This is a genomic window from Streptomyces thermoalcalitolerans, from assembly GCF_039525155.1.
Classification (GTDB): domain Bacteria; phylum Actinomycetota; class Actinomycetes; order Streptomycetales; family Streptomycetaceae; genus Streptomyces; species Streptomyces thermovulgaris.
The window spans coordinates 1-21,949 of sequence record NZ_BAAAHG010000037.1 but is presented as its reverse complement, the minus strand read 5'-3'; the positions used below and the strand labels follow the sequence as shown (position 1 = coordinate 21,949).

16 protein-coding genes and 1 pseudogene are annotated in these 21,949 nt (G+C 70.6%); 3 read left to right on the top strand and 14 right to left on the bottom strand.

The genetic code is table 11. The features are described 5' to 3' along the window. Positions 1–204: 204 nt before the first annotated feature. The 11 genes and pseudogenes from recD2 to ABD224_RS20075 form a co-directional block, all read right to left on the bottom strand. Positions 205–2,538, bottom strand: coding sequence for an SF1B family DNA helicase RecD2 (gene recD2, locus ABD224_RS20130; protein WP_344051838.1), 2,334 nt, complete (start codon positions 2,536–2,538; stop codon positions 205–207). Between the two features lie 173 nt (positions 2,539–2,711). Beyond that, the gene (locus ABD224_RS20125; protein ID WP_344051836.1) at positions 2,712–3,596 is read right to left on the bottom strand and encodes a hypothetical protein; all 885 of its coding nucleotides are present in this window, start codon (positions 3,594–3,596) and stop codon (positions 2,712–2,714) included. 176 nt (positions 3,597–3,772) lie between these two features. After that, complete coding sequence (locus ABD224_RS20120) at positions 3,773–4,249, bottom strand: SUKH-3 domain-containing protein (RefSeq protein ID WP_344051834.1); 477 nt, start codon at positions 4,247–4,249, stop codon at positions 3,773–3,775. Next, positions 4,207–4,818, bottom strand: a complete 612-nt coding sequence (locus ABD224_RS20115) for a hypothetical protein (RefSeq protein ID WP_344051832.1) — start codon at positions 4,816–4,818, stop codon at positions 4,207–4,209. The genes ABD224_RS20120 and ABD224_RS20115 overlap by 43 nt, the downstream gene beginning before the upstream one ends. Positions 4,819–5,029: 211 nt before the next feature. Further along, on the bottom strand, positions 5,030–5,512 hold the full coding sequence (locus ABD224_RS20110; protein WP_344051830.1) for a hypothetical protein: 483 nt from the start codon (positions 5,510–5,512) through the stop codon (positions 5,030–5,032). 122 nt (positions 5,513–5,634) lie between these two features. Further along, a complete protein-coding gene (locus ABD224_RS20105; protein ID WP_344051828.1) occupies positions 5,635–6,339 on the bottom strand; it encodes a hypothetical protein in 705 nt (234 codons plus the stop codon). Positions 6,340–6,390: 51 nt separating this feature from the next. Then, on the bottom strand, positions 6,391–9,036 hold the full coding sequence (locus tag ABD224_RS20100; protein ID WP_344051826.1) for a hypothetical protein: 2,646 nt from the start codon (positions 9,034–9,036) through the stop codon (positions 6,391–6,393). Continuing rightward, positions 9,033–9,419: a DUF6507 family protein gene (locus ABD224_RS20095; protein WP_067400835.1), complete on the bottom strand. Its 387-nt coding sequence runs from the start codon at positions 9,417–9,419 to the stop codon at positions 9,033–9,035. Before ABD224_RS20095 ends, ABD224_RS20100 begins: the two co-directional genes overlap by 4 nt. Positions 9,420–9,549: 130 nt before the next feature. After that, the gene (locus ABD224_RS20090) at positions 9,550–9,861 is read right to left on the bottom strand and encodes a pore-forming ESAT-6 family protein (RefSeq protein ID WP_086792805.1); all 312 of its coding nucleotides are present in this window, start codon (positions 9,859–9,861) and stop codon (positions 9,550–9,552) included. 174 nt (positions 9,862–10,035) lie between these two features. Further along, entirely contained in the window at positions 10,036–10,362 is a 327-nt protein-coding gene (locus ABD224_RS20085; protein WP_067388419.1) for a hypothetical protein, read from the bottom strand. A gap of 530 nt (positions 10,363–10,892) precedes the next feature. Then, a pseudogene (locus tag ABD224_RS20075) lies at positions 10,893–11,051 on the bottom strand (Gfo/Idh/MocA family protein); the annotation flags it as partial. A 307-nt stretch (positions 11,052–11,358) separates the two neighbouring features. On the opposite strand from ABD224_RS20075, the gene ABD224_RS20070 reads away from it, so the two are divergent. From ABD224_RS20070 to ABD224_RS20060, 3 genes are all read left to right on the top strand, one after another. Then, positions 11,359–12,405, top strand: a complete 1,047-nt coding sequence (locus tag ABD224_RS20070; protein WP_344051819.1) for a LacI family DNA-binding transcriptional regulator — start codon at positions 11,359–11,361, stop codon at positions 12,403–12,405. A gap of 360 nt (positions 12,406–12,765) precedes the next feature. Continuing rightward, the gene (locus ABD224_RS20065; protein ID WP_344051818.1) at positions 12,766–14,715 is read left to right on the top strand and encodes a glycoside hydrolase family 3 protein; all 1,950 of its coding nucleotides are present in this window, start codon (positions 12,766–12,768) and stop codon (positions 14,713–14,715) included. A gap of 197 nt (positions 14,716–14,912) precedes the next feature. Beyond that, complete coding sequence (locus tag ABD224_RS20060; protein WP_344051815.1) at positions 14,913–15,527, top strand: hypothetical protein; 615 nt, start codon at positions 14,913–14,915, stop codon at positions 15,525–15,527. Between the two features lie 30 nt (positions 15,528–15,557). Here the strand turns inward: ABD224_RS20060 and ABD224_RS20055 are convergent, their stop codons facing one another. The 3 genes from ABD224_RS20055 to ABD224_RS20045 form a co-directional block, all read right to left on the bottom strand. Next, positions 15,558–17,006 (bottom strand): S28 family serine protease, encoded by a 1,449-nt coding sequence (locus ABD224_RS20055; RefSeq protein WP_344051813.1) that lies wholly within the window; start codon positions 17,004–17,006, stop codon positions 15,558–15,560. A gap of 330 nt (positions 17,007–17,336) precedes the next feature. Continuing rightward, entirely contained in the window at positions 17,337–21,131 is a 3,795-nt protein-coding gene (locus tag ABD224_RS20050; protein WP_344051811.1) for an ABC transporter ATP-binding protein, read from the bottom strand. A 158-nt stretch (positions 21,132–21,289) separates the two neighbouring features. Next, positions 21,290–21,949: DUF2690 domain-containing protein (locus ABD224_RS20045; RefSeq protein ID WP_344051809.1), on the bottom strand; the 660-nt coding region annotated here is incomplete at its 5' end.

Here is a 21,949-nt window from a genome sequence, read left to right as displayed (position 1 = left end):
GACGTTGTGCCTCATCTTTGAGGTGCCCTGACTGTCTCTACCATCCCCCATTTGGCTCAGGAGAGTGCACTCGGGGTCGACCATTGGGCTTGTTGGCGGCACTCAGTGCCGCCAATCCGCTCATCTTGCCCGCTCGCTCCGGCCACGGGAAGCCCTGTGTGACCTTTGCGACGCATTTGATCGATCATTTTTTGTGACGCGGCGTCAGAAAGCGGCTTCCGACTCCATGAGCAGCGGCTCCCGGCCGTCGAGGAGCCGGCCGGGAGCCCCCGGGCCGGCCAGCCGGCCGGCGAGCCGGAAGTCCAGCGCCGTGCAGCGCCGCCCCGCCGACACCGTGCGCACCGCCTGACCGATCGCCTTGCGCGAACCGACGAGGACGACCAGCTTCTTGGCCCGGGTGACCGCCGTGTAGAGCAGATTGCGCTGGAGCATCATCCATGCACCGGTGGTGACGGGGATCACCACGGCGGGATACTCACTGCCCTGGGAACGGTGGATGGTCACCGCGTACGCGTGCGCCAGCTCGTCCAGTTCGTCGAATTCGTACGGAACCTCCTCGTCCTCGTCCGTCAGCACCGTCAGACGCTGCTCGACCGGGTCGAGCGAGGTGACCACGCCCACGGTGCCGTTGAAGACGCCGTTGCTCCCCTTCTCGTAGTTGTTGCGAATCTGAGTGACCTTGTCCCCGACCCGGAAAACCCGTCCGCCGAACCGCTTTTCCGGCAGATCCGGCCGCCCCGGGGTGATGGCCTGCTGCAGCAGGCCGTTCAGTGTGCCGGCGCCCGCCGGGCCGCGGTGCATGGGCGCGAGCACCTGCACGTCCCGGCGCGGGTCGAGCCCGAACCGGGCCGGGATGCGGCGCGCGGCCACGTCCACGGTGAGCCGTCCGGCCTCCTCCGTGTCCTCCTCGACGAAGAGGAAGAAGTCCTTCATGCCGTCGGTGATCGGATGCTTTCCGGCGTTGATCCGGTGCGCGTTGGTCACCACGCCGGACTGCTGGGCCTGGCGGAACACACGGGTGAGGCGGACGGCGGGGATGGGACTGGAGTCGGACAGCAGGTCCCGGAGGACCTCCCCGGCACCGACGCTGGGCAGTTGGTCGACGTCCCCGACGAACAGCAGGTGGGCGCCCGGGGGCACGGCCTTGACCAGCTTGTTCGCCAGCAGCAGGTCCAGCATGGACGCCTCGTCGACGACCACGAGGTCGGCGTCGAGCGGCCGGTCCCTGTCGTACGCGGCGTCCCCGCCGGGCTTGAGCTCCAGCAGACGGTGGACGGTGGAGGCCTCCGCACCGGTGAGCTCGGACAGCCGCTTGGCGGCGCGGCCGGTGGGCGCGGCCAGCACGACCTTCGCCTTCTTCGCCCGGGCGAGCTCCACGATCGAGCGCACGGTGAAGGACTTGCCGCACCCGGGTCCACCGGTCAGCACGGCCACCTTCTCGGTCAGCGCCAGCTTCACGGCCGCCTCCTGCTCGGGGGCGAGCTCGGCCCCCGTACGGCTCTTGAGCCAGCCCAGCGCCTTGTCCCAGTCCACGTTCCGGAAGGACGGCAGCCGGTCGGCCTCGGTGCGCAGCAGGCGCAGCAGCCGGGAGGACAGGGAGATCTCGGCGCGGTGGAAGGGCACGAGATAGATGGCGGTGACCGGGTCGCCTCCGTCGTGCCCCGGCACCTTCTCCCGTATGACCCCGGGGTCACCGCCGTCCTCCGGCGGCTGGGCGAGCTCGGCGAGACACTCGATGACGAGCCCGGTGTCGACCTGGAGGAGCTTGACCGTGTCCGCGATCAGCCGCTCCTCGGGCAGGAAGCAGTGGCCCTGGTCGGCGGACTGCGACAGCGCGTACTGCAGTCCCGCCTTGACGCGCTCCGGGCTGTCGTGCGGGATGCCGACGGACCGGGCGATCTTGTCGGCGGTCAGGAAGCCGATGCCCCAGACGTCGGCGGCGAGCCGGTAGGGCTGGTTCTTCACCACGGAGATGGAGGCGTCGCCGTACTGCTTGTAGATGCGGACCGCGATGGAGGTGGACACCTCGACGGTCTGGAGGAACAGCATCACCTCCTTGATCGCCTTCTGCTCCTCCCAGGCCTCGGCGATCCTCCTGGTCCGCTTGGGCCCGAGACCGGGGACCTCGATGAGCCGCTCGGGCTCCTCCTCGATGATCCTCAGGGTGTCCAGCCCGAAGTGCTGGGTGATGCGGTCGGCGAAGACCGGCCCGATGCCCTTGACGAGCCCGGAGCCGAGGTACCGGCGGATGCCCTGGACGGTGGCCGGCAGGACGGTCGTGTAGTTCTCGACGTGGAACTGCCTGCCGTACTGCGGATGGGAGCCCCAGCGCCCCTCCATCCGCAGCGACTCCCCCACCTGGGCCCCGAGCAGTGCGCCCACCACCGTGAGCAGCTCGCCCGAGCCCCGGCCGGTGTCGACCCGGGCGACCGTGTAGCCGTTCTCCTCGTTGGCATACGTGATCCGCTCCAGGACGCCCTCGAGTACGACCAGCCGCCGCTCCCCGGCCTGCCCCACCCGATTCACCTCCGTGCTCATGCTGCGACGGTACCGCCGGGGTGTGACAGAAGTGGAGAAGCCCAGGGGATCCAGGGGGTGGGGATGCCGGTGCGGGAGGCGGGGCTACCGATGCCGGAGGGGGCGGAGTGCGCCTTCAGAAGCCCCACCAGGGCTCCCACGAGGACGGTGAAGGCCCCGTCGGGCGGGCGCGGTCACCGCTGCGTCGCCTTCGCCTGCTCGCGGAGGACGGCCAGAGGGATCGTCCGCGCTTCGGCGGAAGGACCGGCACGGCCCGCGCCGTCCTCGTCCGGCAGCGCGGCGAGCTCGGCCAGGGCAGCCGAGGGGGACAGACCCCGGTCGTGTGCGGCCCTCAACCGCTCCAGCCACACCAGCCCGGCACGGTACACGGCATCGTCACCGACATCCCGCGGCTCGAAACTCGCCGCCCCCTCCGCATCCGAGGCCCACAGATGGCCGAGCAGCCCGCCCCGGCCGTCCCGGACCGGCACACACCGCACCTCGCCCCGGACCGTGCGCCGATACCCGATCCGCCCGAACCCCGGAGCGTGCACGAACACGTCGTACCGGGTGGGCACCTCGAAACTCCCCCACACATCCGCGGCCCTGCCGTCCTCGTCGAAGAAGTTCTCGGCCCCGGTCCCGGTCGGCCTCGCGAAGCAGGTCGGGTCATCCGGATCCGTCTCCGAACCGAGCACCTCCGAGAGCTCCCGCAGCAGCGCCGACAGACGAGGCGCGTTCGCGGCATGGATCTCCGGCTGGGGACGCCCCATCAGGTCGTGGGCCAGCCACACGTCGGTGTGCGTCGCCAACTCGACACCGGCAAAACCGGCGAACGACGAGGCGCTCAGCTGGAAGAGGCCTTCCAGCCGCGCCTCTTCACCCTCGGCGTTCACCACCACCGTGCCCGGGCACTCCACGAACCCGTCCACGGCCCCGATCTCGCCTGCCCGCAGCGCCGCCCTGACCCGGCCGGCCATCGGCACAGCGGCCTTCGGCCCCGGCGAACCCGCCGTGAGCCGTCCTTGGAACAGAAAACTGTTCGCCCTGCCCGCCTCGGTGACGGACACACGCACCACCGGTTCACCGTCGCAAACCGGTGTTCCGCCAGTACGGCGTACGCGGCCAGCACATCGCGCAGACAGCAGGTCAACGGGTCGGACGTCTCGTCGTCACGGGCCCAGCTCCATCGGGCGACAGGCGTAGAAGCGATCACAGCGTTCCTTGCGAAGCCCGGCGAACCGCAGTGAGCGGGTCAGACAAAATAGTCCTCCGCGTCGGGATCCGACGACAGCGTCAAGAACCGGGAGAACGCGTCGAATTCATCGTTTCCCAGGTAGTACCCCCCGGTGTGATGCAAGTGGAAGAAACGCCCTTTTTCGTCCACCAGGAGGATTCCATGCTCCGAGGCCTCGTACCCGACGGGGAACAGACCCACTCCGAGGCCCGTGGCCAGCTCGGCAATGGCGGCGGCATCGCCGTCGTACCCCACGGTCGGCTCCATGACCCACGCGACATCCGGCGCCTTCGGATGCGGCAGCCTCAACCCGCCGTAGGCGTGAATGACCTGAAGGGCAGGCGGCACCGGCACCAGTGCAAAGCCCTGCCGTGCAGAGTCCTCCATCCGGGCCCTGACCATCTTCTCGGCTTTCTCGCCGATGTCGCGGCCGGGTGACCAGCCGTTCTCGATCAACCAGTCGCGCACTTCCTGTGCCGGCTGCTCCGAAGCCATGCAGGCGTTCCGCCCTTCGTCCCTTCGTTGGTCATAGCCGATCGGTCAGGTCGGGACCGCGTCCGTCGGTCACCTCCGGCTCCGCGACGCCGTGTCCTTCCGCCCTTCCGAAGTACGTCGGCTCCCCCCGGCTCCGCGGCGACGCCCAGCAGCTCGTCGAGCTCCTTCAAGGCCGCCGCGAGACGTGGGGCGTTCTGCCGCTGGACGTCGGGGTGCGGCGTGCCGCGGAAGTCGAACGGGCCCCAGATGTCGTGGTGGACGGAGACGTCGGCGGAAAGCCCCAGGGGTTCGGAGGAAACAGTCAGCTCGACCAGGCGGTCCTCATGGCGCCGAACGCCGTGCTCGTCGAACCACATCCCAGCCCCCGCCACAAGGAAGCTGCTGAACTCGGCATTCGGGAAGCCGACGGGGCGCGACTCCTCGACCCTTCGCGCCGTCCTCTCGTCATCGAGAGGCGCCGTGAGCCGTAGACGCGTCTTGGCGACCGCGCCTCCCGCCTCGGGGACCATCCAGAACCATTCCAGCGCGTCCGGCGTCAACAACTCGTGCTTCTTCAGGACGTCGGACATCCGAGCAGCGGTGCTGAGCGCCGACCGCAGACCCGGCGGTGCACAGTCCTCCAGGTCCCAGAACCAGGACGCGCACTCCTGTGGCGCACGCATAAGAACGGACATGTTTCTCTCAAGGGCGGGTGGAGCCATGGGCGAGACGGCTGCCCCGGCCTCCCGCCGGTTCAGTCGGGGAACGTCACCGGATTCCTCAGAGCTTCTCAGGCATCGATCAGGGTGTACCCGCGAGCCGTTCGGTCACGGACTCGATGAATGCGGCCGCTTCCCGTCCGGAGATCCTCACATGGTCCACGTCGTTGTGTCCCTCTGAGCGAAGGCGCAGGTGTTCCGTGGGCTTCCAGCGCAGGTTCCGGGCGAAGGCCTCGTCGTGCGTCCCACCGTCCCTGCCGACGACACGCCGCCTCACGATGCCGCGCGGGCTGCTGCGGGAGTGATCATCGCTGATTCTCGCGTAGCAGGTGATGCGCCCCTCCGCATCCTGATCGAGGGCGTCGAGCGTGATGGAGACCGGCGTGAGGAAGGGTTCGGCAGCAAGGCTGGACTCGAAGCTGCCGCGAGGAATCATCACCCCGTACAGGTCGATGAACTCCTCGATCGAGCAGCCGCCGCCCCGCTCGAACATCAGCGGCAGGGGCTCGTACGGGTCCGGGAGCTCCGGCAGGCGGCCGTCCGCGAGCGCCGGGCACGGAGCCACCCAGCGCACGGCGCCCCGGCACGGCCCGCGGCGGCTCGCCGTTCACTGCAAGATCCATCCCCTTCTGCCGCAGCTGCTGACGGCAGCCTTCACCGCATCGTCGAGGATGGACAAGCCGAGGTTCAGGCGTCCCCCATGCCTTCGCCGAGCTCCCTCAGGGCGCGCTCGCCCGGTTGTGCAGCCATGAGGTCGCGGGCCATGCCCTGGGCCCAGGCCGGATCGACGCGATGGGCAGCACTGACCATCAGGGCCAGTTGAAGACCGAGGTCGTAGGACGGGGGCTGCTCGGTCAACCGCGTCACGCCGCGTGTCACGGCCGCCTGCAGGGCGGGCAGACAGGCAGCGACGTCGTCCCGCCGGAGCAGTGAGCCGATGTGCCGGTCGAACTGAACACGATCGGCAGTGCTCAGCAGGGCCTCGACGGCCCGCAGGCGGTCCGCGGCCGTGCCGCGCTCCTCCACCATGTCGACGCTGTCCCCCACCGCGTCGGCCAGTACGCCGAAGGTGTCGTCCTGGCCGTGCAGGCGATCGTACGAGGCACCTCGCCAGGGAACGGACTCCGGATCTCCTGCCGCTCGGACCACGGCGTCGTAACCGCTCTTGTCTCCCCAGCGCGTGAGCGCGACACAGGCCAGGAAACGGCCTGCCGGATCCTCGTGCGGATCCCGCAGTACCTCTCGCAGCGCCTCGGTACGGTCCCGGTAGCCTCCGTCGAGGCCGTCGCTGATGACGTCGTCGGGGTCGGCGGCCATTCCGTCGAAGTCCACAAAGAGCAGGCCGGCGACCCGGTCACTGGGCTTCCACGGACCCTTGCTGTCGGACGACAATCGGCTCTCCTGTCCTACGGGTCTGCACGTCCGAACGTGCTGTCCGGTGCGTTACGGCTTCTTGGTCGTCGGGTACGGTCCCGTCACGTACTCCTTCGGGACGATCCCACTGATCAACCATTCTCCGTCACGCCGGGTGTTGAGCAGTGCCATGACCCTGCGGTGCACCTTGTTCGTCTTGCTCTTGCTCAGTTCGAGACTTTTCACGAACTGGGTCACAGCATCGGTGTCCGACGCCTTGAGGCTCGCCGGCACCTCCACTTCCTTGCCCGCGACCTTGTTGATCTCTTCCGAGATGCTCCGCTGAATCTGTTCCGGACGCAGGATTTCCACGCCCTGGACCTTGCCGGATTCGATGTCTGCCTGCAGCCGCTTGTAATCGATGCTGATCTCCTGCGCACCATAGACCTTCCCGGTCCCGTCCTTCGGTGCGAAAGAGGTGAATTGACTCGACTCCTTGGCTGCGGGGTTCGCTCCCCCGAGCACGTGTTCAAGCGGCGTAATCTTCCCTTCAGGATTCGCGGGAATGATGCCGACGTCCGGATCGAAGTGCGATTTGCGCAGCCCGAACTTGTTGTGCGTAGCACTGAAGTCGTCGTCCTGCCGAATCAGCAGAGGCTCATCGTCCTCCGGGGACTTCGGCGGGGTTTTGTCCTCGGCCTTGACGACCTCGTCCCCGGTCTTGACGACCTCGTCCCCGGTCTTGACGACCTCGTCCCCGGTCTGGATGACCTCGTCACCGGCCCCGGCAGCCTCGTCGCCGGTACGCCCGAGGTCGTCCAGTCCGCTGCCGGTCGGGCCGTCGGTACGGGACAGTGTGTCGGTGCTGGTGCTGGGCAGGTCGTGGCCGCCTGTCGGGCCACGGTTGAGGCCGTCGGAGCGCAACACGGTGTCCGAGGTGTTGGAGACCGCGTTGTCCACGTTGCTCACGTTGTTCGTGTTGTTGGACGGGACCTGGTTGCCCGAGTTGCCCGGCAGGTTGTCGCCCGTGCTGGTGACGGGGGTGGCGTTGTCCACGCTGTTGGTCGGCAGGTTGTCGGCCATGCCGCCCACGGTGTTGTCGGCGATGCCGCTCGGGTTCTCGACGTGGCTGACGGGGTTGTTCAGGTCGTTGCCGAGGCGGCCGGTGTCGCCGAGGTCGGCGTCCAGGCCGTCGCCCAGGCGGATGTGCCGGCCGGCCTGCTCGGCGGTGTGGGTACCGGCGCCGGCCAGGGCCGGTTCCTTCACCGGGGACTCCACCCGCGGCACGTCCGCGCCGGCGGACGGAGTGTCCAGCTTGGGCTGGTCGACGATGTCGCCGGGGCCGTCCAGGACGTCGCTGACGACCTTGCCGTGCTCGTCGAGGATGTTGCCGTCCGGGTCGAAGTACCGGGCCGGGGCACCCTCCGCGGTTGGGAGCTTGACGGTGCCCGCTGGCAGCACCGTGGTGGTGTCGGGCAGTTTGACGGTGCCGTCGGGCAGTTTCGCCGCCCCCGCGGGAAGGGTGGCGCCCTCGGGCAGGCGGATGGTGCCGTTGGGAAGAGCGAGCGCCCCTTCGGGCAGGGCGAAGGCGGTGTCCGGCAGCTTGGGGATGGTGATGTTGCCGATGTTCTTGAGGCCTTTGGCGATGTCGCCGATCTTCGACAGGCCCGCGCCGGCGCCCTTGGCGATGTAGGTCATCGGGTCGATGGCCCGGCCCGCCTTGCCCGCCACCGACAGCGCCTTGGCCACCGCGCCGGCCTTGCCCGCACCCGCGGCCGCACCGCCGGCGCCACCGGTGAAGACGGTGGTGAGCACGTTGAAGGTGACCGCCCCGGCGGCCCGGGCGGGGTTCTTGCCCCACTCGTCCCAGGCCACCAGCGCCTTGCCGGTCTCCTTCATCGCCGTACGCGAATCCCGGATCCACGACGGCAGCTTGTCGTCCGGCAGGGTCCAGAACGCCGCCCCCACCACCGGCACCGCCGTCAAAACCAGGCCGGTGGCCAGCTGGGCCAGCCCCTTCCACGCCTGCCCGGCCGCCTCCCAGCCGTCCACCCCGATCAAGGTGCCCAGACCCCGGATGGTGCCCCACACCCCATCGACGATCAGGCCGTCCCACACGAACGACTTCACCCAGTGGCCCACCTCGTACCAGTGGTGCTTCTCCTCCACCGGGTCGCCCCAGGGCAACTTGGCCTGCGCCATGTCCGCAGCGGTGAACCCGTAATGGTTCGACTTGCCCGAACCGTCCCCGGCCACCATCTGCGTCCCGCCCCACAACGCAGTGATCTTGTTGTGACAGGTCCGCTCCGCCGCCCAGAACGCCGCCACCGTCCGCGTGATCTCATCACGCAGCGCGTTGTGCTCCTCGACCTTGTCCCCGTCGTACTGCCACTCGTCGTCGCCCCTGACCGACTCGACGAAGGTCACCGCCCGCGCCTTGAGCTCCTTGAGCTTCTTCACCAACGGCCGGACCTCACTGGCATAGGAGGACAGGGCGGCGGCCACCTTCTCCAGATCCCCGGCGAAATCGTCCGCCCGCCGCTTGACCGGCTCGGTGGTGGCAAACAGCTGCTCCGCCTCCGGCGCCCGATAGTAGGCGGAAAGCCCCTGGAACCTGGTGTGCACCGCCTGACCGGCACCCCGCACCTGCCCGGCGTCCTTGCGCAGCGCCGCGCAGTCCCGCTCCAGCTGCTCCAGATCCCCGGTGAACTGCGGAATCTGCTCCGGCTTGATCACGCCTTGCCCACCCCCGGCAGATCCACCTTCGGCGCGGCCAGCGCCTTGCGCTGCGCCTCGGCCGCCATCTGCTCATCGCCCTCCAGATAGGCCTTCGTCGCATCCACCGCACCCTGCAACGACTTGCCCGCCCGCGCCGCGATGAACTGCAGATCCTTCGCCGCCCGCTCGGCATACTGCGACAACGCCAACGCCACCAGACCGCCCACCTGCTCACCCGAGCCACCCGAGCCGCCCTCGGCGGAGATCGTCCCCGCACTCGACGCCGCCGACGTCAAATGCTCCCCATACGCCTTGGCGTACTTCTCCAGCTTCGACGCCGACTCACCCGTCGACTTCAACACCTGCGAAATGCCCTGCGGCCGCAGATCCCAACCGGACACCCCGTCACCACACCCCCGTCAGTACAGGCACGCACCAACACACCAACATCATCACACCGGAACCGAAAAGCATTGATGCCGGCGCACATGTCGGCACCGGCATCCGCCCCGGCACCGGGGCCGGTCGGGCTCAGCCGATGCCGTCCACCGCCGCCTTCGCCCGCGCCAGCGTCGTCTGCGCCGTCGCGTCGTTCATCTCCAGCGTCGACTTCACCAGCTGGATGATGTTCCGCACCTCCTGCGAGGCACGGTTCCACCGCTGCTCCTTGCCGTGGTACTCATCGGCCACCCCGTCGGCCATGAAGTCCGCCATCGCGGCCTTCACCTGACGGTCCCGCTGCCCGATCACTTCCTCCAGCCGGGCCACCACCGCCTGCAGACTCGCCTGCGCGTCCGCCGACGCACCCGTGTCGTACGACCGACGATCCGCCGAAGCCGCCATCACACACCACTCCCCGAGAACACCGAAAACACTGAGAACACCGAAAAGGACGAACGAGCCGTCATGCCGTCCCGCGGCCGACCGGACTCCACGGCTCTTGAGCCGCGGCTTCCGGCCCCACCGGCCGGCGAAAGCGCACCACTCGGCGAAAGTGCGCCCTTCAGCGAAAGCAGCTCAGCGGAAGCGCGCCGCGTCGAAGTTCGCCGCGCCCATCTGCCGCCGCGCGTTCTCCCCCTGCTCCTGGTCACCCGAGGAGAACGCCGACTCCATCCCCGCCTGACCGCCCAGAATCGCCGACAGCGACGCGTTCAGGTCCGCCGTGATCGCATCGGCCCGCGCCTTGAACTGATCGAACATCTGCCGGCCCGCACCGTTGAACTTCCCCTCCAACGGCTCCGCGGCCCGCACCAACTGCCGGATCAGCGCCCCCAGGTCGTCACTCGACCCCCGCGACTCGCGCATCAGCGTCGACAGCGTCTGCGCGCCCATGTCGAACTTCACGCCGAACTCGCCTCCCCCTGAAGTGAGTTGCTTCTTCTCGCTTCGAACGTTTCCGCACCACCATGTTCACAACAGGCAATCGCACCCGCAACCGCCCTGCGTCACAGCCCTGCCACAACCAGGTGACCAGGAAATCCACTTCGGCGGCCCGCGTCTTCGCCCTCCGCCGGGTGACGGCTCGGTGAACGCTTCGAGGGGGCCGGATCGACGGACCGGCCCCCTCGGCTTCCCCCCTTCACGCATCAGAACCCCCGTGATCCCCCCAGATCCCCCCTCGAAGAGTTCTGACGTGAGCTATGACACCCGGGGTGCGGAAAAGGTTGCAGGGCTCCGCAAGATTTTTTCGGTGTCCTGCGCTCACCGGATCACGTGCTCCATGGACCTGGCGGCGGTCTCGGCCGGCACCCCCGCCCGTCCCTCGCCCACAGCTCCTCGTTGAACGGCTCCACCTCGATCGCCCCGCGGTATCCGGCCGCCTCCACGCGGCTCCTCCGCTGCCGCAGACCGATCGCGCCGTCGCCGCCCCGACCGCGGCCGTCCAGGGCGGGTTCCGGCCACAGCACGGTGCCGTCGCCGAGGTCGAGTCCGCCCTGCTCGCGCAGGGCGTGGACCGAGCGGACGAGGTGCCGGCGGCATCCCATGCGCCCGATCACGCCGTTCACGGCGATCCGCACCGTCCTGCGTGTCACACCGGTCCCCCTTCATCGCGGGAGCATGCGCTTTCACGCGTCATATGCACCTCGGCAGTGGTGCTGGTGAGCCGTGCGGCGAGCGGTTTCCACGGGGAGAGAAGCCGGTCTCCGGGCAATGGGCCGGGCAAGAGCGCGTCCTCGGACGTCTTGTTCGAGGGGACGAACAAGAGGGGCCGAGGGGTCGTAGGGTCGGCACGACACGTCCTGCCCGGCGGCGGTCCCGCGGGCTGCGGACAGAGGCGCACGAGGACGGCAAGGCGTACGGCACGTACGACGACGACATGCGTGACCGGAGGACGACGAGATGACGGTGACCCTGGCGGACGTGGCGGCCCGTGCACAGGTCTCGCCCGCGACGGTGTCGCGCGTGCTGAACGGGAAATACCCGGTCGCCGCCTCCACCCGGGAGCGAGTGCTGAAGGCGGTCGACGAGCTGGACTACGTCCTCAACGGCCCCGCGAGCGCGCTCGCCGCCGCCACCTCCGACCTGGTCGGCATCCTGGTCCACGACATCGCCGACCCCTTCTTCGGGATCCTGGCGAGCGCGATCCAGTCGGAGATCGGCGGCTCGGGCGGCCGGGCGGGCGGGGAACGGCTGGCGGTGGTCTGCAACACGGGCGGCTCGCCGGAGCGCGAGCTGACCCATCTGACCCTGCTGCAACGGCAGCGGGCGGCCGCGGTGGTGCTGACCGGCGGGGCCGTGGAGGACGCGCCGCACGCGGCGGCGGTCTCCACGAAGCTGCGCAAGCTGACGGACGCGGGAACGCGCGTGGTGCTGTGCGGACGCCCGCCGGCACCCGGCACCGGGGCGATCGCGCTGGACTTCGACAACCGCGGGGGCGCACGGCAGCTGACCGGTCATCTGATCGCCCTCGGCCACCGGCGGCTCGGCTGCATCGCCGGCCCCCGGGAGCGGACGACCACCCGCCACCGTCTGGAAGGACACCGGGAGGCCCTGGCGGCGGCGGGCCTCGAGGACGACCCGCATCTGACGGTGCACGGCCACTACGACCGCCGGTCCGGCTACGAGGCCACTGTGGAACTGCTGCGCCGCGCCCCGGACCTGACGGCGATCGTCGCCGCGAACGACACCGTCGCCCTGGGCGCCTGCGCGGCCCTGCGCGAGTCCGGGCTGCGCATACCGGAGGACGTCTCGGTGGCGGGCTTCGACGACCTGCCCTTCGGCATCGACGCGGTGCCGCCGTTGACGACCGTACGGCTTCCGCTCGCCGAGGCGGGCGCCCGGGCGGGCCGTATCGCGACGGGCCGCGAGGAGCCGCCTCCCGGAGGAATCACGACCCTGCGAGGAGAGCTGATGGTCCGGGGCTCCACGGCGGTGCCCCGGCGATGAGCGGTGCCCCGGCGGCAAGGGGAGAAACGGCCGTCCTCCGGCCCCGCCCCCGCGTCCGTCCGGGAACTCCGGCGGCCCGCGCCCGTCGGGGAACCCGGTCCCGGTTCCCCTCGTCCAACCGGCAAGCCGCCGCGTGAGTCCCCGCGGTGCGGTGTCGGCCCTCGCCGCCGGGTGCGAACGCCGACCACCCCCCCTGCGCACCGCGGGCGGCGGCCCGCCGTCATCGGCGCGTCCCCTCCGACAGCGCCGGTGACGGCCCCTCGGCGGTCGCTGCGCGCTCCCTTGACCGACGGAAACTTCCCGGATAATGGGTGACTTCTCGGAAGTTTCCTTCATGGAACGCCTCCGGAAGGAGCGCCTGTGCCCGACCTCCCCCGTCCCTTCCCCCACCGCCTCCCCCGTCCCTCCAGACGCGCCGTCCTGACCGCCGGCGCCGGGCTCACCGCCGCCCTGACGGTCCAGGGCTCCAGTGCCGCCCGCACCGGCTCCCCCACCGACTCCCCCGGCGCCGCCTCCGCCGTCTCCCGGGCCTCCGCCCGCACCGTCGTCCCCGACGACAGGGAGCTGCGCGCCCTCATCTCCCGGATGACGCTCGAGGAGAAGGTCGGCCAGCTCTTCGTGATGCGGGTCTACGGCCACTCCGCCACCGCCCCCGACCAGGCCGACATCGACGCCAACCTCAAGGAGATCGGCGTCCGCACGGCCGCCGAGCTGATCGCCCGGTACCGCGTCGGCGGGATCATCTACTTCTCCTGGGCCCACAACATCCGCGACCCCCATCAGGTCGCCGACCTGTCCAACGGCCTCCAGAGGGCGTCCCTCGCGCAGCCGCGCGGCCTGCCCCTGCTCATCGCCACCGACCAGGAGCACGGCGCCGTCTGCCGCGTGGGCAGGCCCGCGACCCTCTTCCCCGGCGCCATGGCGATCGGCGCGGGAGAAAAGGGGCAGGCGGCGCTTCCCCGGAAGGGCGGGAAAGGACGGGCGGGCGACTCGACCGCCGACGCCCGCACCCTGGGCCGTATCGCGGGCGCCGAACTGCGCGCCCTCGGCATCAACCAGAACTACTCCCCCGTCGCCGACGTGAACGTCAACCCGGCCAACCCGGTCATCGGCGTACGCTCCTTCGGTGCCGACCCGGACGCCGTGGCGAGACTGGTGGCCGCGGAGGTGAAGGGCTATCAGGAGTCCCGGGTGGCGGCGACCGCCAAGCACTTCCCCGGGCACGGCGACACCGATGTCGACAGCCACTACGGCTTCCCGGTCATCACCCACAGCCGCGAGCTGTGGGAGACGCTGGACGCGGTGCCCTTCCGGGCCGCGATCAGGGCCGGCATCGACTCGATCATGACCGCCCATCTCCAGTTCCCGGCCCTGGACGACTCCGGCGACCCGGCCACCCTCTCCCACCCGGTCCTCACCGGCATCCTGCGCGGCGAGCTCGGCTACGACGGGGTCGTGGTGACCGACTCGCTCGGCATGGAGGGCGTGCGCACCAAGTACGGCGACGACCGGGTTCCGGTGCTGGCGCTCAAGGCGGGCGTGGACCAGCTGCTCAACCCGCCCTCCCTGGAGGTCGCCTGGAACGCGGTGCTGAAGGCCGTGCGCGACGGCGAGCTCACCGAGGCCCGGCTCGACGCCTCGCTGCTGCGCATTCTGCGGCTGAAGGCGAAGCTGGGCCTGTTCGACGACCCGTATGTCACCCGGGCAGGCGTCGACCGCACCGTGGGCGTCCGCGCCCACCTGGAGACGGCCGACCGCATCGCCGAACGGACCACGACCCTGCTGGTCAACGAGGGCCGCCTGCTGCCGCTGTCCCGCCGCACCCACCGCAAGCTTCTCGTCGTCGGCGCCGACCCCGCCTCCCCGTCGGGCACCACAGGCCCGCCCACCGGCGTTCTCGCCGCCGCCTTCACCGGCCTGGGCTTCTCGGCCACGGCCCTGTCGACCGGCACCGCCCCCTCGGCAGCGGTCGTCGACCAGGCGGTCGCCGCGGCACGGACGGCGGACGCGGTGGTGGTCGGGACGTACAACGTCACGGCCGACAGCCCCCAGAGGACCCTGGTGGAACGGCTCCTCGCCACCGGCCGCCCGGTGATCGCGGTCGCCCTCCGCAACCCCTACGACATCGCCTGGCTTCCCTCCGTACCGGCCTGCCTGGCGACCTACTCCTGGACCGACGTGGAACTGCGCGCCGCCGCACGGGTGATCGCCGGCCGGGTGAAGCCGCGCGGACGGCTGCCGGTCCCGGTGCAGCGGGCCGACGATCCGGCGAAGGTCCTGTACCCGATCGGACACGGTCTGTCGTACTAGCCGGGTACGGCCTGTCGTACCAGCCGGACAGGGCTTGTCGTACCAGCCGGGTACCAGCCGGCTTGCGCATCGGTCGTACGGCACCTACGCCGTGCGCCCGGCGCACCACCCCCCGACTGGCCCCAAAGCACCTCCGCACGTCTGGCGTGTTCTCGCCGCCACGGGCCACGCTGGTCGGGGAGGGACCGGGGGAGGCAATGCGCAGGAAACGGCCGGCGGGGGTGGGATGCGCCCTGGCGGCGCTGCTCACCGTTCTGGTGACGGGGTGCCAGCAGACGTCCGGCTCCGCCGGGCACGGGACGCTGTCCGGCGGAGCCCCGACGCAGCCCTCCGGGCAGGACACGGTGTTCCTCGCGGTGAACGAGTGCAGTTCCTTCGGTACGACGAGCTTCACCGAGGCGCCCTGCTCCAGTGAACGGGCGGCGGCCCGGGTGATCGCCCGTCACGACGGCCGGCCGGACGACGGGCCGCCGTGTCCGCCGACCACCGACTTCGTCCTGCACATCGGCACCCAGCCCGCGGCCGACGGGAAGGGCACGATCCCGCAGGGCTACGCCTGCATGCGCAATCTGCAGCCGCCGCATCCGGGCGACCCGGGCGGCGGGGGCGGGCCGCGCACCATCGTCGGCGACTGCGTCCACAGCGCGGGCCGCGGCCAGGTGCGGGAGACCGCGTGCGACGGCTCGGGGAGGAGGAAACCGGAGTACCAGGTGACGCGGGCGGTGCGCAGCCGTGCTCAGTGCCCGGCGTCGACCGCCCTGTACGTGCAGCTGGACGGGGAGGATCCGGTGGGCTGCGCCCGGCGGCTGTGACGCCGTGCGCCCGGGCGCAGCCGCGGTGTGTCAGGGCCTGAGCACCGGCTCGCGCTCCAGGTCGCGCACGTCCAGCCCGGCGTCGTAGCGAGCCAGCGGCTCGGCCGCCGACGGGTCCTTCCGGACCGCCGGGGTGGCGACTCCGGCCCACTCGAGGACCCTGGCCGTGGCGAACTCCTTCTCCTCGGGGACGAGACCGGCGATGTTCGCGCCGTGGTTCATGCCCGGCGCGGTGAGGACGTAGGAGTCGCGTGCCCCGCGGCCGAGACGGAACGGTTCCGCCCTCCACGGGTCGTTCTGTCCGTAGACGAAGAGCATCCGGTGGGCGTGGTGACGTACCCAGGTGTCGATGTCCCGCATCACCCACGGCTGGAACGTCATCGGGATGGAACGCGGTACGAAGTGCCGCGGCGGCAGATAGCCGTAGTGCAGCAGCTTCTTCTCGATGTGCGGCAGGCGGATGGTCGGCGAGCCCAGCTGCGTGCCCGCCTGGTAGAAGTACGGCGTGTAGGGCTCCAGACCCTGGTCGGTGTAGAAGGAGAACCCGGAGATGGAGTCGAGGGACTCCCAGATCTGCTCGTCGGTGGCGTTCTTGGCGTCCGGGATCCTGTCGCAGTCCTTCAGTTCGCTGTACTGCCAGAAGGCCCACACATAGTCGAGGACGACGGATTCGTACGCCTTGTCGAGGCTGCCGATGGTGGTGAAGGTGTAGCCGTTGCCGGCGGCGTACCGGGCGTACTTCTTCTCCAGCGCGTCCCGGCGCACCAGCGCCTCCCGCTGCACGGCGTTCAGCCGGTCGCGGCACTCCTTGGTGCCGACGGTGGCGAGGAAGCGGTCGTAGGCGGAGTCCTCCTTGTCGACCACGTCGTTGGGGGCGACGTAGGCGACCACACCGTCCATGTCGCCGGGGTAGAAGCGCTTGTAGTAGGTGGCCGTCATACCGCCCTTGGAGCCGCCGGTGGCGATCCAGTTGCGGGGGTAGACCGGCTTCAGGGCCTGGAAGATGCGGTGCTGGTCGCTGGCGGCCTGCCAGATGTCCAGCTTGGACCAGTCGGCCGGGGCGGGCCGGGACGGGGTGAAGAACCGGTACTCCATGGAGACCTGGTTGCCGTCCACGATCCGGGTCGGCTCGCTGCGGCCCGGTGTCGTGGAGACGTGGTAGCCGCTGGTGTAGAAGACCGTCGGCCGGTCGACTCCCCTGTGCAGCACGGTGATCCGCTGCTCGAAGGTGCCCTTCGACGGGTACCGGTGGTCGACCGGCTGGGTGTAGCCGAGGACGAAGAAGCGGTAGCCGGGATAGGGCTTCTCCTCGATCAGGCTCATGCCCGGTATGGCCAGGAGCCGTTCCTTGATGTCGGTGTCTGTGCTGCTCGTGGTGCTGCCCGTGGCTTCCGGCTGGGCCGCGGTGGCCGCTCCCGCCGTGCTCAGTGTGCCGATGAGCACCGTGAGCGCGAGCAGCCATCTGAGCGCTGTGCGCATGCACCCTCCCTCTCAGACAGATGTGCGCCGGAAGGTAGCGGAGCAACTCCGGCACACACCAGGGAAGGAGGGGAAAACCCCGTACGTTGTCCGGGATGTGTCACGCGTTCAGCACAGGATTCGGCCACTGTGGCCGGCGGGCTTCACCGATTCGTGGTACACACGCATCGCCGCTGCGTCCGGCCGTTCATGACAGTGACTCAGGGTGACATGCACTCAGGTGATGTCCACTCAGGCACATGACATGACGCCCACTCAGATATGTGACACGCCGTCATGCATGCGGACGTACGGGCGCGGCGCAGGTGCCGCTCGGTTACGGTGCCGCGGTCAGCGGGAGGCGCCGACCGGCTCCTCCGGCTCGGGTGCGCCGATGAAGGTCCGCCACAGCTCGGCGTACCGCCCGCCGCGGGCCAGGAGTTCGTCGTGCGTGCCGTCCTCGGCGATCCGGCCGTGGTCCATCACCACCACCCGGTCCGCACGGGCGGCCGTCGTCAGCCGATGGGCGACCACCAGGGTCGTACGACGGCCCGCGAGCCGGTCGGTGGCCTGGTTGACCTGGGCCTCGGTGGCCAGGTCGAGTGCGGCGGTCGCCTCGTCGAGCAGCAGGATGTCGGGGTCGACGAGCTCGGCGCGGGCCAGTGCGATGAGCTGGCGCTGGCCGGCCGACAGATTGCGTCCGCGCTCGGCGACCTCGTGCAGATAGCCGCCCTCCAGCGTGGCGATCATCTCGTGTGCGCCGACGGCCCGCGCGGCGGCCTCGACCTCGGCGTCGGTGGCGTCGGGGCGGCCGTAGGCGATGGCGTCGCGGATGGTGCCCGGAAAGAGGTACGCCTCCTGCGGGACGACCCCGAGCCGGCGCCGGTAGGCCGTGAGGTCCAGCTCCCTGAGGTCCTTGCCGTCCACCGTCACCCGGCCGCTGGTCGGGTCGTAGAACCGGGCCACCAGCTTGACCAGGGTCGACTTGCCCGCGCCGGTCTCGCCCACGAACGCGACGGTCTGTCCGGCGGGGATGCGCAGATCGATGCCCCGCAGCGCCTCCTCGCCGTCGCCGTACGCAAAGTGCACGTTCTCGAAGGCGATCTCCCCGCGCAGGGCGGACACCTCGAGGGGTTCGGCGGCGGGCTTCGTGGACGTGGGCTCCCGCAGCAGCTCCTGGATGCGGCCGAGGGAGACGGTCGCCTGCTGATAGCCGTCGAAGACCTGGGAGAGCTGCTGGACGGGCGCGAAGAACAGGTCGATGTAGAGCAGGTACGCCACCAGGGCGCCCGTGGTCAGCGTCGCCGCCTCCACCCGGCCCGCCCCCACGATCAGCACCGAGGCCGCCGCGATGGAGGACAGGAACTGCACGAACGGGAAGTAGACCGAGATCAGCCACTGCCCCCGGACACGGGCCCCGCGGTAGCCGTCGCTGCGCTCGGTGAACCGCCGCCGGCCGTCCCGCTCGCGCCGGAACGCCTGCACGATCCGCAGCCCGGCCACCGACTCCTGCAGATCGGCGTTGACCACCGACACCCGTTCACGGGCCAGTTCGTACGCCTTCACGCTCGCCCGGCGGAAGAAGTAGGTGGCGACGATCAGCGGCGGCAGGGTCGCGAAGACGACCAGCGCCAGCTGTACGTCGATCACCAGCAGGGCGACCATGATGCCGAGGAAGGTGACCACCGAGACGAACGCCGTGACCAGGCCGGTCTGCAGGAATGTCGACAACGCGTCCACGTCGGTCGTCATCCGGGTCATGATCCGCCCGGTCAGCTCGCGCTCGTAGTAGTCCAGGCCGAGCCGCTGGAGATGGGCGAAGATCTTCAGACGCAGCGCGTACAGCACGCGCTCACCGGTGCGGCCGGTCATCCGGATCTCGCCGGCCTGCGCCGCCCACTGCAGCAGGACGGTGAGCAGGGCGAGCAGGGAGGCCGCCCAGACCGCGCCGAGAGCCAGCCGGGTGACGCCCTGGTCGATGCCGTGCCGGATCAGGACGGGCAGCAGCAGGCCCATGCCGGCGTCCACGGCGACGAGGACCAGACTGAGCAGAAGCGGCGGGCCGAAGCCGCGCAGAAGGCGGCGCAGACCGTAGGAGTCCTCCGGACGGACCGCCTGCTGCTCGTCGATGTCGGGGGTGTCGGTCGCGGGCGGCAGGGCCTCCACCTGGGCGAGGAGCTCGGGGGTGGCCGGGCTGCCCGACAGGGCGGTGTCCTTCGGCTCCCGGTCGCCGGTCCACAGCCGCGGGGTCACCCCGCGCTCCGCGTCGAACTCGGCGTCCCATTCCTCCCGCAGTCCTTCCCGTACCGAGTCGTCTTCCTGAGGGGCGGCGGGCTGGACGTGGCCCGGGGAGACCCCGCCGAGTTCGCCGGGGTCGGTGAGCAGACGCCGGTACAGGGCGCAGCGCTGCTGGAGCTCGTCGTGGGTGCCGATGTCGACGAGGCGGCCGTGGTCGAGGACGGCGATGCGGTCGGCGAGGTTCAGGGTGGAGCGGCGATGGGCGATCAGCAGGGTGGTGCGGCCCTCCATGACCTGCCGCAGAGCCTCGTGGATCTCGTGTTCGACGCGGGCGTCCACGGCGGAGGTGGCGTCGTCCAGCACGAGCAGACGCGGGTCGGTGAGGATCGCGCGGGCGAGCGCGATGCGCTGGCGCTGGCCCCCGGAGAGCGTCAGGCCGTGCTCGCCGACCTTGGTGTCGTACCCCTCGGGCAGCTCGGCGATGAAGCGGTCGGCCCGGGCGGCGCGGGCGGCTGCCTCGATCTGCTCCTGGGTGGCGTCGGGGCGGCCGTAGGCGATGTTGTTGCGGACCGTGTCGGAGAACAGGAAGGGGTCCTCGGGCACCAGCCCGATCGCGGCCCTGAGCGAGTCCAGGGTCAGCTCGCGCACATCGTGGCCGCCGACCAGGACGGCGCCGCGGGTGACGTCGTAGAAGCGCGGCAGCAGCAGGGAGATCGTGGACTTCCCGGAGCCGGAGGAGCCGACGACGGCCAGTGTCTCGCCGGGGCGGATCTCGAAGGACAGGCCCTTCAGGACGGGCCGGTCCTCGGTGTACCCGAACCACACGTCGTCGAACTCCACGGCGGCCTTGACGGCGCCCTTGTCGCCGGCGTGTCCGTCGCCCTCGCGCACGCGAGGGGGAGACACCGGGAGGGCGTCGGCGGGCAGCTCCTTGGTGCCGTCGGCGATCGTGGGCCTGGTGTCGATCAGCTCCAGGACGCGCTCGGTGCCCGCCCGGGCCTGCTGCCCGACCGTGAGGACCATGGCGAGCATCCGGACCGGGCCGACGAGCTGGGCGAGATAGGTGGAGAAGGCGACGAACGTACCGAGCGTGATGTGTCCGCGCACCGCCAGCCAGCCGCCGAGGGCCAGCATGGCGACCTGGCCGAGCGCCGGCACCGCCTGGAGGGCCGGGGTGTACACGGAGTTCAGCCGGATCGTGCGCAGCCGCCCGGCGAACAGCCGCCGGCCGACCTCCCGCAGCCTGGCGGTCTCCTGTTCCTCCTGTCCGAAGCCCTTCACCACGCGCACGCCGCTCACCGCGCCGTCGACCACGCCCGCGACGGCCGCGGCCTGGGCCTGGGCGTACCAGGTGGCGGGGTGCAGTCTCGTCCGGCTGCGCCGGGCGATCCAGCCGAGGGCCGGGGCGACGGCCAGGGCCACCAGGGTCAGCGGCAGCGACAGCCAGGCCATGACCGCCAGGGAGATCACGAAGAGCAGGATGTTGCCGATGGTCATCGGCAGCATGAAGAGCAGGCCCTGGATCAGTTGCAGGTCGCTGGTGGCGCGGCCGACCACCTGGCCGGTGGACAGCTCGTCCTGCCGGCGGCCGTCGAGCCGGGTGATCGCCTCGTACATCTCCGTCCGCAGGTCGTGCTGGACGTCGAGGGCGAGCCGGCCGCCGTAGTAGCGGCGGATGTAGGTGAGGGCGTAGACGACGAGTGCGGCACCGACCAGGGCGCCGGCCCAGGGGGCCATGCCGCGGCTCCGGTCGCCGATCACATCGTCGATGATCACCTTGGTGATCAGCGGGACGAAGGCCATGACCGCCATACCGGCCAGGGACGCGCCGAGGGCGAGAACCACGTCCTTCGGATGACGCCAGGCGTACCCGGCCAGTCTCCGCGCCCATCCCGGCTGCGCTGCCACGTCGGTGCCTCCCTGACGACCCGGTCTCGACGACCCGTTCTCGACGGCCTGATCTTCCGCAAGGCACCAACACGGACAGCAGCGGTTTTCATCCCGCTGTAACAATGCGCACAGCGGGCGGCGGCCGTTCGGCGGAACCGCTCCGCGCGCCTTCTTGATCAGCGCTCGCCGGTGCCGTCACCGTCCGGGCCGAAACAGTGGCGTTCCTCCTGCCGCACCAGACAGGCCCGGACCTCGTCGGTGCCGGAACGGCCGACGGCGACCATGGGCGTGGACAGGGAGCCCTCCGCGTCGTACTCGTCCTTGACCTCGGCCCTCAGCGGAGCGTGGTGCGGTGCGTGGATCTCGACCCGGTCCCCGATCCGCCCCAGGTCGATACGGGCCCACACCGCGCGGCACGCGGCCCCGTACCTGATCTTGATCACGGTCCGTCCGGGGAAGGTCCGGCGGTCCAGTGTGGTCGGCGGGGGCACGGCGCCGCATCCGTAGCTCTCGGGGTCCTTGCCCGTGCAGCCGTCGCCCTGGCAGCCCGGCGACGCCGGGGCCACCGCGGCGGACACCGTGGGCGGGTCGGCCGCCTGCCGGTGGCGGGCTCCAAAGGCACCGGTGATCGCGAGGGGGAGCGCGACGGCGACGGCACCCAGGCCGCAGAGCACCCCGACGGCCAGCTCCCGGCGCAGAGGCGAACGCGGACGCGACGGGCGGCGGGCCTCCCGGCCGGGTCCCCCGGTCTCATCCCCGCCCGTCGCGCCGCCCCCGCCGATCCCGGCGGCCCCGGCGGTACCGCCCGGCGCGGGCCGGGCACCACCGGGCTTCGG